Source organism: Nonomuraea sp. NPDC050404, from assembly GCF_040655495.1.
Taxonomy (GTDB): domain Bacteria; phylum Actinomycetota; class Actinomycetes; order Streptosporangiales; family Streptosporangiaceae; genus Nonomuraea.
In genome coordinates, this window is sequence record NZ_JBFAKB010000001.1 from 648,911 (window position 1) to 663,271 (window position 14,361).

Sequence of the window (14,361 nt, forward strand, 5' to 3'; positions counted from 1 at the left end):
GGAGATCCGATGCGTAAGCAACTGGTACTCGCCCTCGCGGTGCTCGGGGCGGGCGCGGTCCTGGCCGCGCCCGCCCAGGCCAACCGTGGCGACGGACCGCGCGTCACCGGGCTGACCACCGCCGGTGAGCTCGTCGTCTTCGACGCCGCCACCCCGAAGAACGTCTCCAGGCTCGGCAGGATCAGCGGCCTGACGGGCGACATGAAGGTCGTCGGCATCGACTTCCGGGTGCAGAACGGCAAGCTGTACGCGGTCGGCGACAAGGGCGGCGTCTACACGGTGGACGGCAAGGCCAAGGCCACCAAGGTCTCGCAGCTCACGGTCGCGCTCAGTGGCCAGAGTTTCGGTGTGGACTTCAACCCGGCCGCCAACCGGCTGCGGGTGATCAGCGACACCGGCCAGAACCTGCGGCACAACCTCGACGACCCGAACGGCGCGCCCGCCGCGGGCACGACCGCCACCGACGGCACCCTCACCAACCCGCCCGTGCCGCCCGCGACCGCCGGGGCGACCGCGCTCGGCGTGACCGGCGCCGGCTACACCAACAACGACCTCTCCCCGGCCACCGCGACGACCCTGTTCGACGTGGACACCACGGCCGACCAGGTCTCGGTGCAGTCCCCCGCGAACGCGGGCAACCTGGCCCCCACCGGCAAGCTGGGGGTGGATCCGGTGCTCGACGCCGCGACGGATGCCGGGTTCGACGTCTACAGCAAGCTCCGCAAGGGCGTGACGGTGTCCAACGCCGCCTACGCGACGCTCAAGGTGGACGGCGCCTACCGCTTCTACACGGTGGACCTGCTGACCGGCGGCGCGACGGTCGTTGGAACGTTCCCGGGCAACCGTCAGGTCAGCGACATCGCCGTGCAGCTCGGCTGATTGCGCAACGGGTGCCCCCCGGCTACCGCACACCCGGTCCCGTATGTTACTGGTAAGTACATGAGACGCGTGCGGCTTCAGCGCGATCTACCCGTCCCGATGGCCGACGGCGTGCTGCTGCTGGCCGACCACTACGCACCGGCCGGGGGCGGCCCCGCCCCCGTCGTCCTGATGCGTTCCCCCTACGGCCGGCGCGGCCTTTTCTCCTGGTACTACGGCCGCGGCTTCGCCCGGCAGGGCTTCCACGTCGTCATCCAGAGCTGCCGGGGCGGTTTCGGCTCCGGCGGCCTGCACGATCCGCTCGGCGACGAGCGCGACGACGGCCTGGCGACCGTGGCCTGGCTGCGCGAGCAGCCCTGGTACGGTGGCTCATTCGCGATGTTCGGCCCGTCCTACCTGGGCTACACGCAGTGGGCCATCGCGCCGGAAGCCGGATCGGAGCTCAAGGCCATGGCCACCCAGATCACCGCCTCCCAGTTCAGGGACGCGGCGTACGTGGGCGGCGCGTTCGCGCTGGAGTCGGCGCTGAGCTGGACCACGCTCACCGACGGCCTGTCGCGCCCCTTCGGCGGCGCCGCGGTGGTCACCGCGCCCCGGCAGACCCGCAGGGCGGTCCTTTCCGGCCGTCCCGTGGCGGAGCTGGACCTGGCCTCCTCCGGCCGGCCCCAGCGGTTCTACCAGGACCTGCTCACCCACCACGCCGACCCGTCCGCCCCCTACTGGGACAAGCGCGACTTCTCCGCCCGGGTGGCCGAGGTGGAGGCCGAGGTGACCATGCTGGGCGGCTGGTACGACGTGTTCCTGCCGTGGCAGCTCAAGGACTACCGCACGCTGCGGGCGGCCGGGCGGCGGCCGTACCTGACGATCGGCCCCTGGTACCACATCGACTCCCGGCACAGCCGGCCCGCGATGGCCGAGGCGGCGGCCTGGTTCCGCGCCCACCTGCTCGGCGACCCCTCGGGGCTGCGTCAGGATCCGGTGCGCCTGTACGTGACCGGGGCCGGGGAGTGGCGCGACTACCCCGACTGGCCGGTGCCCGGGATGCGCGAGCAGCGCTGGCACCTGCGGGACGGCTTCGGGCTCGGCACCGAGGCGCCGCGGGAGTCCGGCCCCGACCGCTTCCGCTACCACCCCTCGCACCCGACGCCGGTCATCGGCGGCCCTGTGCTGCTGAGCGACTCCAGGCCGCGCGACCAGCGGCGGCTGGAGCGCCGCCGCGACGTGCTGGTCTACAGCTCCGACCCGCTGGAGTCCGGCACCGAGATGATCGGCCCGGTGCGCGCGGAGCTGTTCGTGCGCGCCAGCGCCCCGTCCGTGGACGTGGTGGTGCGGGTGTGCGACGTGCATCCCGGCGGGCGCTCCATGAACGTGTGCGAGGGCGTGCGCCGCCTGCGGGGCGCCGGGACCTCCGCCGACGGCGTGCACCGGGTGGAGGTGGACCTGTGGCCCATCGCCCACCGGTTCCGGCGCGGCCACCGGATCAGGGTGCACGTGGCGGCGGGCGCCTACCCGACGATCGCCCGCAACCACGGCACCGGCGACCCGCTCGGCTCGCACGGCGCGATGGTGCCCGCCGACGTCGAGGTGTTCCACTCCCCCGACCGGCCCTCCGCCGTGGTGTTGCCGCTGTGCGCGCGTCGAGACTGATGTCGCTGGTCCTGCTGCTGCAGGGCAGGGGCGGGATGACGGCGGCGGAGCTGGCCAGGGAGCTGGAGGTCTCCGAGCGCACGGTGCACCGCGACGTGCTGGCGCTGTCGGAGGCCGGTGTGCCGGTCTACGCCGATCGGGGGCGGGGTGGCGGGTACCGGCTGCTCGACGGGTACCGTACCCGGCTGACCGGGCTCGACCGGGCCGAGGCCGAGGCGCTGTTCCTGTCGGGGGTGCCCGGCGCGCTGCGCGAGATGGGGTTGCAGGAGGTGGCGGCCACGGCCCGGCTGAAGGCCGCCGCCGCGCTCTCCCCCGCGCTGCGGGACGCGCCGGCGACCGCGGCCCAGCGTTTCCACCTGGACGCGCCCGGGTGGTTCGCCGGTGACGATCCGCCGCCCGCCGCGCTGGCGCCGCTGGCCAGGGCCGTGTGGCGGGATCGGCGCATCTCGGCGGTGTACAAGGACAATCCACGCACGCTGGAGCCGTACGGGCTGGTGCTCAAGGCGGGCGTCTGGTACCTGGCGGCCCGGCACCGGCGGCGCTTCCTGATCTTCCGGCTGCACCGGTTCGGCGAGATCTCGCTGCTGGATGAGCAGTTCGACCGGGATCCGGGCTTCGACCTGGCGGCCTTCTGGGCGGAGCAGGCGGCGCAGTTCGCCCGGTCGTTGTTGCGGGAGGTGATCACGCTGCGGCTCAGCGAGCGGGGACGGTCGATGGTGCGGCACATCGCCGACCCGGCCGCGGTTGAGGACGCGCTGGCCTCGCTGCTGCCGGACGGCACCGTCCGGCTGGCGGTGGAGTCGCTGCCGGTGGCCTACTCGCAGGTGTTGCGGTTCGGGCCGGAGGCGGAGGTGCTCGATCCGCCGGAGCTGCGGGCGATGGTCGCCGGCGCCGCCGCCCGCATGTCCCGCCTGTACGACTAGCGGTAGGCCGCCCAGCTCGTCGTGTCGCCGTCCTTCTCGCGCACCTCGGTGATGTAGCTCCACACGCGCGGCCGGCTGCCGTCCACGTCCGTCAGCCCGTACGCCATCGCCAGCTCCTCGCTCGAGACCGACCTGCCCGACCAGCGCCGCCTGCCGGGGTCCCGGGCGAGGGCGGCCACGCCCCTGCCGACGTAGGCGGGGGTCTCGGAGACCATCCAGGCGGAGTCCGCCTTCGCCTCGCGCCAGTTGTCCTCGGTGACGCCGAAGTTGTCCAGCATGGCCTCCGAGCGCAGGAACCCCGGCGTCACGGCGACCGCGGTGCCGCCGTGCGGGCGCAGCTCGTGCGACCAGGCGAAGGCCAGCCGGTTCACCGACATCTTGGCCAGGTCGTAGTAGACGTTCTCGCGGTAGCGGGTCTCGTTGAACGACCAGGTGCCGTCGGTGACCTCCACGACCAGGCCGCCCTCGTTCTCGATCAGCAGCGGCAGCAGGTGGCGGCCGCTGATCAGGTGCGTGTCGATCGCCAGCCGCAGCAGCCGCAGCCCCTTGTCCTGGTCGTGCTCCCAGACGGGCGTGTTCCACTGCCAGAGGTGGTCACCGCCCCAGACGTCGTTGACCAGCACGTCGAGCCGCCCCTGCTCGCGCCGCACGCGTGCGGCCAGCTCCGCGACCTGTTCGGGGTCGAGGAAGTCGGCGCGCGCCGGGACGCCGGTCCCGCCGGCCGCGGTCACCAGGCCGGCCGTCTCCTCGATGGTCTCGGGGCGGTCCATCTCCGAGCGCCGCCCCCGTACGCTCCTGCCGGCGCAGTAGACGGTGGCGCCGGCCGCGCCCAGCGCCACCGCGATGCCCCGCCCGGTTCCGCGGGTCGCGCCCGCAACCAAAGCAATCATGTCCCGCACCCTGCCCGCCAAAGCCGACGTCTCCTGTCATGTTTTTTGGCGAACCCCTGTGGTAAGTAGGGAGTTACCATGAATGATGAATTCGAGCTCCGCGGCGTCAACCATGTCGCGCTGGTCTGCTCGGACATGAAGCAGACCGTCGACTTCTACTCCGGCGTGCTGGGCATGCCGCTGATCAAGACCATCGAGCTGCCGATGGGCTGGGGGCAGCACTTCTTCTTCGACTGCGGGGGCGGCAACGCGCTGGCCTTCTTCTGGTTCCCCGACGCGCCCGACGGCGTGCCCGGCGTGTCGGCGCCGAAGAACCTGCCCGACCGCGGCGAGTTGTTGTCGGCGGTCGGCTCGATGAACCACATCGCCTTCGACGTGCCGCCGGAGCGGATCGAGGAGTACCGCGAGCGGCTGATCGCCAAGGGCATCGACGTGGGCGTGCTGCTCAACCACGACGACAGTGAGTTCGGGGTGGCCTCCGAGTTGCACGAGGGCGTGTTCGTCCGGTCGATCTACTTCAAGGACCCCGACGGGATCCTGGTGGAGTTCGCCGCCTGGACCCGCCAGGTGGGACGGCCGGGTGACGTCAGGCACGAGCCGAGGACCGCGGCCGAGCGGACCGTGTGATGCCGCGGCTGCGCCGGGTGCCGCGCGAGGAGATGACCGACCCGGTCCTACGGTTCTTCCACGAGCGCCTGATCCTGCCGGGCGGCGGCACGGCCACCGGCTCGCCGGGCGACTGGTGGGAGGTGTTCGCCCTCGACGCGAAGATCTTCCGGCACTGCGTCAAGGGTTTCCAGGTCTACCGGGAGACCGCGCTGGATCCGGTGCTGCGCGAGCTGGGCCAGACCAGGGCGGGGTGGGCGCGGCAGAGCCAGTTCGTCTTCTCCCAGCACTGCAAGCAGTTGCGGGCGCTCGGCGTGCCGGAGGAGAAGGTGCGGGCGGTCGCGCACTGGGCGGTCAGCGACCTGTTCGGCGAGCTGGAGCGGGCCGTGCTGGCCTACGCCGACGCGCTGGTGCTGGACGGCGGGCGGGTGCCCGACGAGGTGTTCGCCGTGCTCAAGCGGCATCTGCCCGACGAGCAGATCCTGGAGCTGACGTATGTGACGTGCCTGTACGAGATGCACGCCACGATGGCGCGGGCGTTGCGGCTGGAGTTCGACGACCGGCCGGAGCCGATCGTGGAGGTGCCGGCGCCCGACGGGTACGGCGCCCGGGACATCGCCGACGACCTGACCGTTGGGCGCGAGTAATCGACCATTCGGCGATCGGTGATCCCGTTCGCCGCGTGCGCGCCGTTAAAGTCTCACCTTGTTCGCGGGCCGCGCTGTGCATCCCGACATTTAGGCCAAACCGTAACATAACGGGTATTAGGTTTAATACCGCCCCGAGGCTACCCTCCCTCCATTGACAACATGTCAGGGTCCCGGTCACCCACCGGCTCCTGATCCGTTCTTTCGGAGGGACGATGCCTACCGGCGAGCCCGGACAGCCACGTACCGACCGCAGCCCCTGGAACTGGCTGCTGGTCGTGCCGATCGCGCTGCCCCTGATGACGTTCCTGTTCAACGCCGACGAGCCGCGCCTGCTGGGCTTCCCGCTCTTCTACTGGCTGCAGATCGCCTTCATCGTGGTCGGCGTCACCTGCACGACCGTCGTTTACAGGATGACGAAGTGAGCGCGCACACGACCGAGCTGGTCGTCTTCGTCGTGCTGTTCCTGATCGTCAGCGGCATGGGCTTCGTGGCCGCCCGCTGGCGCCGCCCCACCGACCTGGCCAGCCTGAACGAGTGGGGCCTCGGCGGCCGCAGCTTCGGCACCTGGATCACCTGGTTCCTGGTCGGCGGCGACCTGTACACCGCCTACACCTTCGTCGCGGTGCCCGCGCTGGTGTTCAGCTCCGGCGCGCTCGGCTTCTACGCGCTGCCCTACACCGTGGTGGTCTACCCGCTGGTGTTCCTGGTGCTGGCCCGCATGTGGTCGGTCTCGCACGTGCACGGCTTCGTCACCCCGGCCGACTTCGTCCGGGCCAGGTTCGGCTCGCCGACGCTGGCGCTGGTCATCGCGATCACCGGCCTCATCGCCACGATGCCCTACATCGCGCTGCAACTCGTCGGCATCGAGGCCGTGCTCAAGGCGATGGGCATCACCGGGCACCTGCCGATCATCATCGCGTTCGCCATCCTGGCCGCCTACACCTACCAGTCCGGCCTGCGCGCCCCCGCGCTGATCGCGTTCGTCAAGGACTCGCTGATCTACATCGTGATCCTCGCCGCGGTCATCTACATCCCGGCCCAGCTCGGCGGCTGGGACTCGATCTTCGACGCCGCCAAGGCCAAGTTCGACGCCAGTCCGGCGCCCGGCGACGGGATCACGCTCAACGCCGCCAACCAGCTCCAGTACATCACCCTGGCCTTCGGCTCTGCGCTGGCGCTGTTCCTCTACCCGCACAGCCTCACCGGCGTGCTGGCCTCCAAGAGCCGCAACGTGATCAAGCGCAACATGTCCGCGCTGCCCGCCTACAGCTTCCTGCTGGGCCTGATCGCGCTGCTCGGCTTCATGGCCATCGCGGCCGGCACCAAGCCGGTGACCACCAACGGCAAGGCCGACGCCAACACCATCGTGCCGGTGCTGTTCGACCAGATGTTCCCCGACTGGTTCACCGGCGTGGCCTACGCCGCCATCGGCATCGGCGCGCTCGTCCCCGCGGCGATCATGTCCATCGCCGCGGCGAACCTGTTCACCCGCAACATCTACCGCGAATACCTGAACAAGAACGCCACCGACGCCCAGGAGGCCAACGTCTCCAAGCTGGTGTCGCTGGTGGTCAAGGTCGGCGCGGTGCTCTGCATCCTGCTGCTGGACCCGCAGTTCTCCATCGACCTGCAGCTCATCGGCGGCGTGATCATCCTGCAGACGCTGCCCGCGGTGGCGCTGGGCCTCTACACCCGCTGGTTCCACAAGGGCGGCCTGATCACCGGCTGGGCGGCCGGCCTGGGCGCGGGCATGTGGATGCTCTACCTGATCCCCAACCCGGCCAACGGCAAGGCGCACTTCGGCGGCTCGGCGTTCGCCCTGTCCAACTTCGGCTTCGACACCAAGATGACGATCTACGTCGGCTTCGTGGCGCTCGCCGTCAACCTGGTGATCGCCGCGCTGGCCACGCTGATCTTCCGGGCCGCCAAGGTGGCCGACGGGAAGGACGCCACCCAGCGCGACGACTACTTCGCCGACGAGGGTGACCCGAAGGTCAAGGACCTGGACCTGACCGGCTCCCACTGACGCCCATTCGTACGGCCCGTCCCCTCGCAGGCGCATTCAAGGGGGGACGGGCCTTTCGTTTCAGATGGGGTCTTTTGTTTCAAATGGGGGTCTTCCGTTCCGATCGGGCGTCTTCCGTTCCGATCGGGCGTCTTCCGTGTCAGTCGGGGGTGAGGTAGGCCGGGTTGGCCACCTCCAGCTTGGCGCGTACCGCCTGTTCGAGGACCGTCAGGAGGGCGTCGTCGGTAGGCAGGTGGCCCTCGCGGATGGCGGCGGCCAGTTCGGCGTCGTCCGCCACGCCCAGCTCCGCCAGCTGGGCGGCGTGCCGCCCGGCCTGCTCCGGGCCGAGCTCGATCTCCCGCTCGACCATGCCGAGCACGTTGATGGCGACGCGGGTGTGGTATTTGGTCCGGCCCTCGACGGCCGGGAGCACGTCGGTCTGGAGGAAGTCGCGTACGGCGGCCACGAGCTGGGCCGCGGTCGGGACGTCGTGCGGGGCGCTCACCCCCTCTGCATAGCAGACCCCGCTCTCCCCGAGAAATACCCCTTTATCGGCATCCGATCATGTACGGGCTAGTCTGCGGCCATGCACACAGAGTCCCCTCTCGCGCCTGCCCCGGTGCTCGAACCCAGGCTCATCCGGGCCGAGATCTTCGTGGTGATGTCGGTCTCGCTCGGCGCCAGCGCCCTGGTGGCGCTCGTGCGGCTGATCGGGGCCCTCACGGCGCCGAAGGAGCTCAAGGGCCAGCAGGCCGTGCTCGTGGGGTCGATGGCGCCCGACCGGCCCTGGCTGGACCTGGCGCTGCAACTCGTCCAGATCGCGGTCTCGGTGGCGCCGGTGGCGCTGGTGGCGTACCTGCTGGTGCGCTCGGGCGAGTCGATGCGCACGATCGGCGCGGACTTCCGCCGCCCCGGCGGCGACCTGGCGCGCGGCGCGCTGCTCGCGGCCGGGATCGGCGGCACGGGGCTGGCGTTCTACCTGGCGGTGTGGGCGTCCGGGATCAACCTGACCGTGGTGCCGGGGGCGCTGCCCGAGGTGTGGTGGCAGGTGCCGGTGCTGCTGCTGGCCGCGGCGCAGAACGGGGTGCTGGAGGAGGTGCTGGTCGCCGGTTACCTGCTGCACCGGCTCCAGCAGGCCGGGTGGACGCCGTGGAAGGCGCTGGCGGTGTCGTCGCTGCTGCGCGGGTCGTACCACCTGTATCAGGGTTTCGGCGGGTTCGTCGGGAACGTGGTGATGGGGGTGGTGTTCGGGTGGTGCTACCAACGGTGGGGGCGGGCCATGCCGCTGGTCATCGCGCACACGCTCATCGACGCCGTCGCCTTCGTCGGGTACGCCTTCCTGCACGGCAAGGTGAGCTGGCTGCCCTGAGGGCGTTGACCGTCCCCGGACTTTAGAATTTGATTCGGTCATGAGCTTCGTGATTCCCGACGGGGTGCGGCCGGTTCGCGACGCCGTGCACGCGTTCATGACCGAGCGGGTGGAGCCCGCCGAGCCCGTGCTGCACGCGGGCGGGCCCGAGGCCGCCGCCGCGCTGGGCGAGCTGCGCGCCCAGGCGAAGAAGGAGGGCCTGTGGGCGCTCGGGCATCCGCGTGAGCTGGGCGGTGGCGGACTGCCGTTCCTCGACTACGTCTATGTCAACGAGGTGCAGGGGCGCAGCGAGTACGGGCAGATCGCGCTGGGCACGTACACGCTGCAGGACTCGCTCATGCTGCACGAGCACGCCTCGCCCGGGCAGCGGGAGCGGTATCTGGAGCCGCTGGTGCGCGGTGACATCTCGCCGAGCTTCGCCATGACCGAGCCTAGTGTCTCCAGCAGCGACCCGACGCAGATCGTCACCTCCGCCGTGCTCGACGGCGACGAGTGGGTGATCAACGGGCACAAGTGGTTCACGACCGGGGCGTCGCGGGCGGCGTACACGACCGTGATGTGCAGGACAGAGCCGGACGCGCCCCCGCACCGGGCCTTCTCCATGATCCTGGTACCGACCGACACGCCCGGTTACACGATCGTGCGCGAGACGCCCGTGCTGGGGCTCGACGGGTCGCACTGCGAGGTGTTGTACGAGGACGTGCGCGTGCCCGCCTCGAACCTGCTCGGGCCGCGCGGCCAGGGGTTCGTCATCGCGCAGAAGCGGCTCGGGCCCGGACGGATCTTCCACTGCATGCGGTGGCTGGGGCAGGCGCAGCGGGCCTTCGACCTGATGTGCCGCAGGCTGCACGAACGCACCGCCTTCGGCGAACCGCTGGCCGCCAAGCAGCTCATGCGGCAGCATGTGTTCGACTCCTACGCCGAGATCCAGTCCGCGCGGCTGCTGACGCTGTCCGCCGCCGAGGCCATCGACCGGGGCTCGCAGGCGCGGGTGGAGATCGGGGCGATCAAGGTGGTGGGCGCGCGGATGTTGCACAACGTGATCGACCGGGCCATCCAGGTGTACGGCGCCGCCGGGCTGACCCCCGACACGCCGCTGGAGCGGATGTACCGGCACGCGCGGGCCGGCCGGATCTACGACGGGCCCGACGAGGTGCACATCGACTCGGTGGGGCGGCGGATCCTGGGGGCGTACACGGCGGGCGGATCCTGGGAGTTCGGCGCGCGATGACCGGGCCCGAGGGGGTCGTGCGGGCGGCGTTCGGGGATGAGGCGGTGGTCGCGGCCAGTGTGCGGCTGCCCGGCGGGGCCTCGCGGGAGACGTGGGCGCTGGACGTGGTCACCCCGGACGGCGGCAGGCACGAGCTGATCCTGCGGCTCGACTCCCCCGGCGCCGCTCCCGAGGCCGGCGCGGGTCTGGCCGCCGAGGCCCGGCTCATGCGGGCCGCGGCGGGCGCGGGGGTGCCGGTGCCGCGGATCATCTCCTGCGCGGAGTCCTACATCCTGATGACCCGCGTGCCGGGCGAGACCATCCCGCGCAAGATCCTGCGCGACGACGCCTACGCGGCGGCCCGGCCCCGGCTGGCGCGGCAGTGCGGGCAGGCGCTGGCCGCCATCCACCGGATGCCGCTGTCGGCGCTGCCGGCACTGCCGGCGGCGCAGGAGCGGCAGGACCCGCTGCTGCAGTGGCGCGAGGTGCTGGACCAGCTCGGCGAGCCGCATCCGGTGTTCGAGCTGGCGCTGCGGCGGCTGGCCGGCACCCGGCCGCGCGGCCGGCGGCGTACCGTCGTGCACGGCGACTTCCGCAACGGCAACCTCATCGTAGGGGCCGAGGGGATCAGGGCGGTGCTCGACTGGGAGCTGGCGCACGCCGGCGATCCGCTGGAGGACCTCGGGTGGTTGTGCGTGAAGGCGTGGCGGTTCGGCTCACCGCTGCCGGTGGGCGGGTTCGGCTCGTACGGGGAGCTCGTGAACGCCTATGAGGAGGCCGGCGGGCAGGCGGTGGACCGGGACGCGTTGCGGTGGTGGGAGACGTTCGGCGTGCTCAAGTGGGGTGTCATCTGCGTCATGCAGACCATGCGGCACCTGCGCGGGGGCGCGTCCTCCGTGGAGCTGGCGGCGATCGGGCGGCGCGTGTGCGAGAACGAGTGGGATCTGCTGCGGCTGCTGCGCGAGCGTCCGGGCACTTGAGTGCCGCGTGGTCGGTCAGCCGTGGGTGGTTGGGGTGGCAGTGCGGGTGAGCGCGGCGGCGATCACGTCCACCAGGCCCTCGACCACCTGCGCCCGGTCCACCTCCTGGTGATCCAGCCACCAGTCGCCGGTCGTCTGCACCATGCCGACGAACGCGTGCCCGAGCACCTGGGCGCGTACCGGATCGGGCACCACCCGCTCGGCCACCAGCACACCGCCCAGTTCCTCCCCCAGGCTGCGCACCAGCGAGGTCATGTGGGAGCGGACCCGGCTGTCCTCGGCGCCGGCCCGGTGGAACAGGAACCGGTAGAGGTTGAGGTTGGCCGAGATCAGGTCGAGGTAGACGCCGATCGCCGCCGCGGCCCTGGCCCGCAGGCCGGCGCCCGCCGCCGCGATCGCCGGGCGGAGCTGGCCGATGACCGTGCGCACGTGCCGGTCGGCCAGGGCCTGGTAGAGGCCGTGCTTGTCGCCGAAGTGCCGGTAGAGGACGGGCTTGGTGATGCCCGCGGCGGTGGCGATGGCGGCCATCGACACGCCGGGGCCCTCTGCCAGGATGACCCGGTCGGCCGCGTCGAGCAGTGCCCTGCGCCGATCCGGATCACGCCCGCTCACCCCTTGAGCATAGATCGCAGACGGTCCGGCAGCAGCGCCGACAGGACGAGGACGACGCCGATGAGCGCGTACAGGCCGCTGGTGCCGGCCAGGGTGCCGGGCGGCTCGCCCGGCTCGGCCCACGGCGCGCCACCCGGCAGCGACCACGGCAGGCCGCCTTCCCGTGCCCACGGCAGGGTCCCCGCCGCGCCCATCGCCGTGTCCAGGTCGAGGCCGAACACGACGCCCGCCGCGGCCAGCGGCAGGCCGCAGCAGAGCGCGGCGGCGGGCCGGGCGGTGAGCAGCGTGACGAGCACGGCGACGGCCGCCAGGCAGGCCAGCCCCATCGGCGCCGGGGCGAACGCGGCGTTGCCCGCCCGCAAGAATCGCGCGGCGGCGTCGGTGAGGTAGTAGACGGGGACGAGGGCGGCGACACCCGCGGCGGCCGCGATGAGCCGGCGATGGCGCTTCCCCTCCGGAGCCGCTGCCTCGATCACCGGGAAACCTTATCCCCGCAGGCAGGGCCGGCACGCGGGAACGGCACGCATTGGTTGCACGCCCCGCAACCCCGCTCGTGGTGGAATTCGCAACAAAACCCGCAGGAGGAAACGTATGCCATACGCTGTCGTGGCCCACTACCGGTGCGAGCCGGGTGACGCCGGGCTCGTTCGTGACGCGCTGCTGAAGATGCGCGAGCACACGCTGGCCGAACCGGGCAACCTGGCCTACGTCGTGCACGCCGACGCCGGTGAGGAAGCCGCGTTCACGCTGTACGAGCAGTACACCGACCAGGCCGCCTTCGAGGCCCACACGCGCACGGCGCACTTCGCCGAGTACATCGTGGACCTGGTCAGGCCGAAGCTGACGCGGCGGCAGGTCTGGTTCGGTGAGGTCGTCCCGTGACGGTGGCCCAAGGGCCCTCACCCGTGCGAAACGCGCATCCTAACCTTGCGACTCCTCCTCTGGAGCGCGAAGCGCCCTGGTCGGAGCATGGTGGCCTGCCCCCCGATCACCTCACGGCGCCAGGAGGAGTCCCATCCGATGAAAGCCAAGACAACGAAGGTGCCCGCCGTCGCCGCGCTGATGAGCGGCCTGCTCCTGGCCGGATGCGGGGGTGGTGGCGCGCAGGAGCCGGCGGCCTCCGCGTCCGGAGCGCGGTCGGACACGCTGAAGGTGAACTGGGGCGGGTTTCCCGACAGCTGGGCTCCCGGCGCCGAGATGGAGGCCGGGTACCTGCGGGTGCCGTACGAGACGCTCGTCGCGCTCGACGGGCAGGGCCGGATCTCTCCGGTGCTGGCCACCGCGTGGAGGCAGACCGGCAAGGCGCTCACGCTGACGCTGCGCGAGAACGTCGTCTTCCACGACGGCGCCCCGTTCGACGCCGAGGCGGTCAAGGTCAATCTGGAGAGCGTGCGGGAGGGCAGGACCGCCTTCGCGGGGCCGCTCAAGGTCATCGAGTCGATCGACGTCGTGGACGCCCGTACCGTGCGGCTGAACCTGTCCTCGCCGACCCCGTCGCTGCTCACCACGCTCACCACGCGGGTCGCGCCGATGGCCAGCCCCAGGGCGATCGAGGCGGGCACCGTCGCCCAGACACCCGCCGGGACCGGCCCGTGGGCCTACGACCCGGCCTCCTCCACGCCGGGCACCAGGATGAGCTTCACCTACTTCCCGAAATACTGGGGCGGCGAGCAGAGTGTCGGGTTCAAGACGATCGAGCTGTACGCGATCCCGGACGACAACGCCGCCTCCGGAGCGCTGGCCGGCGGCGAGATCGACATCAGCGACCTGGACCCGGCCACGCTGGAGCGCATCAAGGGCACCCCGGGCATCCGGTCGGTGGCCTACCCCGCCATCCGCAACAACCCGATGTTCTTCGACCGGGGGCCCGGCGGCGTCTTCGCCGACGTCAACGTGCGCAGGGCGGCCTGCCACGCGCTCGACACCGGCGTGGTCACCAAGCTCGAACCCGATTTCAAGGCCAGGCCGCAGCACTTCGCCGAGGGCGAGACCGGCTACAACGCGGCCGTCACCGGGTACCCGCACGACCTTGAGAAGGCCAAGCAGCTGTACGCGCGGGCCGGCAGCCCGCCGGTCAGGATCGACGTGATCGCGGCGCCGTACAACCAGAAGCAGCTCAACGTCTACGCCTCCCAGCTGGGCGAGCTCGGCATGCAGGTCAAGGTGCAGGTCGCGCCGCCGCCGCAGTACAACTCGACCTGGAACGGCGGCCGGTACGCCCTCGGCCTGGGCAGCAACGACGAGCTGACCGCGTTCGACTGGTACAAGGCGTGGTTCGCCGCCGACGCCCCCGGCAACCCGTCAGGGACCGAGAGCCCCGAGCTCAAGGCGGCGGCCGGGAAGGCGATCGCGGCCGGCACCTCCCCCGAGGCCGCGCGGTTGTGGGGCGAGGTCACCCGCGTCATCTCCGACGAGGCGCTGACCTGCGGCCATCTGGCGGGCGAAGAGCTGGTGGTGTGGCAGTCCCAGCGCGTGGACGGCGTCAAGGCGCCCACGCAGCCGTGGGAGACGAACATGGTCAACTACCGGGACCTCAAGCCCAAGGGAGCGTAGGTGGCCGCGAACCTCGCAACCCGGTGGCGGTGGTGCC

At 71.4% G+C, this 14,361-nt stretch carries 16 protein-coding genes; 12 read left to right on the forward strand and 4 right to left on the reverse strand.

Annotation, left to right across the window (positions count from 1 at the left end):
- The first annotated feature begins 9 nt into the window (after positions 1-9).
- From AB0I81_RS02875 to AB0I81_RS02885, 3 genes are read left to right on the forward strand one after another with little or no spacing between them, the layout of a single operon-like run.
- Positions 10-879 carry a DUF4394 domain-containing protein gene (locus tag AB0I81_RS02875; protein WP_360648802.1) on the forward strand — a complete coding sequence of 290 codons (870 nt, stop codon included), beginning with the start codon at positions 10-12 and terminating at the stop codon, positions 877-879.
- Between the two features lie 60 nt (positions 880-939).
- Positions 940-2,526 carry a CocE/NonD family hydrolase gene (locus tag AB0I81_RS02880; RefSeq protein ID WP_360648805.1) on the forward strand — a complete coding sequence of 529 codons (1,587 nt, stop codon included), beginning with the start codon at positions 940-942 and terminating at the stop codon, positions 2,524-2,526.
- On the forward strand, positions 2,508-3,449 hold the full coding sequence (locus AB0I81_RS02885; protein ID WP_360648808.1) for a WYL domain-containing protein: 942 nt from the start codon (positions 2,508-2,510) through the stop codon (positions 3,447-3,449). The genes AB0I81_RS02880 and AB0I81_RS02885 overlap by 19 nt, the downstream gene beginning before the upstream one ends.
- Here AB0I81_RS02885 and AB0I81_RS02890 read toward each other — a convergent pair.
- A complete protein-coding gene (locus AB0I81_RS02890; protein ID WP_360648811.1) occupies positions 3,446-4,339 on the reverse strand; it encodes an SDR family oxidoreductase in 894 nt (297 codons plus the stop codon). The genes AB0I81_RS02885 and AB0I81_RS02890 overlap by 4 nt on opposite strands.
- Positions 4,340-4,417: 78 nt before the next feature.
- Here AB0I81_RS02890 and AB0I81_RS02895 point away from each other — a divergent pair, with 78 nt between their 5' ends.
- The 4 genes from AB0I81_RS02895 (at position 4,418) to mctP (ending at position 7,621) form a co-directional block, all read left to right on the forward strand.
- On the forward strand, positions 4,418-4,966 hold the full coding sequence (locus AB0I81_RS02895) for a VOC family protein (protein WP_360648815.1): 549 nt from the start codon (positions 4,418-4,420) through the stop codon (positions 4,964-4,966).
- Positions 4,966-5,592 (forward strand): carboxymuconolactone decarboxylase family protein, encoded by a 627-nt coding sequence (locus tag AB0I81_RS02900; protein ID WP_360648818.1) that lies wholly within the window; start codon positions 4,966-4,968, stop codon positions 5,590-5,592. Before AB0I81_RS02895 ends, AB0I81_RS02900 begins: the two co-directional genes overlap by 1 nt.
- 215 nt (positions 5,593-5,807) lie before the next feature.
- Positions 5,808-6,017 (forward strand): DUF3311 domain-containing protein, encoded by a 210-nt coding sequence (locus tag AB0I81_RS02905; protein ID WP_360648821.1) that lies wholly within the window; start codon positions 5,808-5,810, stop codon positions 6,015-6,017.
- On the forward strand, positions 6,014-7,621 hold the full coding sequence (gene mctP, locus AB0I81_RS02910; protein ID WP_360648824.1) for a monocarboxylate uptake permease MctP: 1,608 nt from the start codon (positions 6,014-6,016) through the stop codon (positions 7,619-7,621). The genes AB0I81_RS02905 and mctP overlap by 4 nt, the downstream gene beginning before the upstream one ends.
- 139 nt (positions 7,622-7,760) lie before the next feature.
- On the opposite strand, the gene AB0I81_RS02915 is transcribed toward mctP, so the two are convergent.
- Positions 7,761-8,105 carry a DUF6285 domain-containing protein gene (locus tag AB0I81_RS02915; RefSeq protein WP_360648826.1) on the reverse strand — a complete coding sequence of 115 codons (345 nt, stop codon included), beginning with the start codon at positions 8,103-8,105 and terminating at the stop codon, positions 7,761-7,763.
- Positions 8,106-8,186: 81 nt separating this feature from the next.
- Here AB0I81_RS02915 and AB0I81_RS02920 point away from each other — a divergent pair, with 81 nt between their 5' ends.
- From AB0I81_RS02920 to AB0I81_RS02930, 3 genes are read left to right on the forward strand one after another with little or no spacing between them, the layout of a single operon-like run.
- Entirely contained in the window at positions 8,187-8,969 is a 783-nt protein-coding gene (locus AB0I81_RS02920) for a CPBP family intramembrane glutamic endopeptidase (RefSeq protein WP_360648828.1), read from the forward strand.
- A gap of 40 nt (positions 8,970-9,009) precedes the next feature.
- Positions 9,010-10,200, forward strand: a complete 1,191-nt coding sequence (locus AB0I81_RS02925; protein ID WP_360648831.1) for an acyl-CoA dehydrogenase family protein — start codon at positions 9,010-9,012, stop codon at positions 10,198-10,200.
- Positions 10,197-11,159: a phosphotransferase family protein gene (locus AB0I81_RS02930; protein WP_360648834.1), complete on the forward strand. Its 963-nt coding sequence runs from the start codon at positions 10,197-10,199 to the stop codon at positions 11,157-11,159. The genes AB0I81_RS02925 and AB0I81_RS02930 overlap by 4 nt, the downstream gene beginning before the upstream one ends.
- Before the next feature lie 15 nt (positions 11,160-11,174).
- On the opposite strand, the gene AB0I81_RS02935 is transcribed toward AB0I81_RS02930, so the two are convergent.
- Both AB0I81_RS02935 and AB0I81_RS02940 read right to left on the reverse strand, forming a co-directional pair.
- On the reverse strand, positions 11,175-11,771 hold the full coding sequence (locus AB0I81_RS02935; protein ID WP_360648837.1) for a TetR family transcriptional regulator: 597 nt from the start codon (positions 11,769-11,771) through the stop codon (positions 11,175-11,177).
- Positions 11,768-12,247 carry a hypothetical protein gene (locus AB0I81_RS02940; protein ID WP_360648839.1) on the reverse strand — a complete coding sequence of 160 codons (480 nt, stop codon included), beginning with the start codon at positions 12,245-12,247 and terminating at the stop codon, positions 11,768-11,770. The genes AB0I81_RS02935 and AB0I81_RS02940 overlap by 4 nt, the downstream gene beginning before the upstream one ends.
- Positions 12,248-12,362: 115 nt before the next feature.
- Between AB0I81_RS02940 and AB0I81_RS02945 the strand changes: the two genes are divergently transcribed.
- Together AB0I81_RS02945 and AB0I81_RS02950 are read left to right on the forward strand one after the other, a co-directional pair.
- The gene (locus AB0I81_RS02945) at positions 12,363-12,653 is read left to right on the forward strand and encodes a putative quinol monooxygenase (RefSeq protein WP_360648842.1); all 291 of its coding nucleotides are present in this window, start codon (positions 12,363-12,365) and stop codon (positions 12,651-12,653) included.
- A 138-nt stretch (positions 12,654-12,791) separates the two neighbouring features.
- Positions 12,792-14,324 carry an ABC transporter substrate-binding protein gene (locus AB0I81_RS02950; protein WP_360648845.1) on the forward strand — a complete coding sequence of 511 codons (1,533 nt, stop codon included), beginning with the start codon at positions 12,792-12,794 and terminating at the stop codon, positions 14,322-14,324.
- Positions 14,325-14,361: the final 37 nt, after the last annotated feature.

Excerpts from the sequence above, each read along its gene's own strand:
- AB0I81_RS02880 (WP_360648805.1), top strand. The coding sequence starts at position 940 with ATGAGACGCGTGCGGCTTCAGCGCGATCTACCCGTCCCGATGGCCGAC.
- AB0I81_RS02930 (WP_360648834.1), top strand. The coding sequence starts at position 10,197 with ATGACCGGGCCCGAGGGGGTCGTGCGGGCGGCGTTCGGGGATGAGGCG.
- AB0I81_RS02950 (WP_360648845.1), top strand. The coding sequence starts at position 12,792 with ATGAAAGCCAAGACAACGAAGGTGCCCGCCGTCGCCGCGCTGATGAGC.
- AB0I81_RS02890 (WP_360648811.1), bottom strand. The coding sequence starts at position 4,339 with ATGATTGCTTTGGTTGCGGGCGCGACCCGCGGAACCGGGCGGGGCATC.
- AB0I81_RS02895 (WP_360648815.1), top strand. The coding sequence starts at position 4,418 with ATGAATGATGAATTCGAGCTCCGCGGCGTCAACCATGTCGCGCTGGTC.
- AB0I81_RS02920 (WP_360648828.1), top strand. The coding sequence starts at position 8,187 with ATGCACACAGAGTCCCCTCTCGCGCCTGCCCCGGTGCTCGAACCCAGG.
- AB0I81_RS02945 (WP_360648842.1), top strand. The coding sequence starts at position 12,363 with ATGCCATACGCTGTCGTGGCCCACTACCGGTGCGAGCCGGGTGACGCC.
- AB0I81_RS02875 (WP_360648802.1), top strand. The coding sequence starts at position 10 with ATGCGTAAGCAACTGGTACTCGCCCTCGCGGTGCTCGGGGCGGGCGCG.
- AB0I81_RS02900 (WP_360648818.1), top strand. The coding sequence starts at position 4,966 with ATGCCGCGGCTGCGCCGGGTGCCGCGCGAGGAGATGACCGACCCGGTC.
- AB0I81_RS02905 (WP_360648821.1), top strand. The coding sequence starts at position 5,808 with ATGCCTACCGGCGAGCCCGGACAGCCACGTACCGACCGCAGCCCCTGG.
- AB0I81_RS02925 (WP_360648831.1), top strand. The coding sequence starts at position 9,010 with ATGAGCTTCGTGATTCCCGACGGGGTGCGGCCGGTTCGCGACGCCGTG.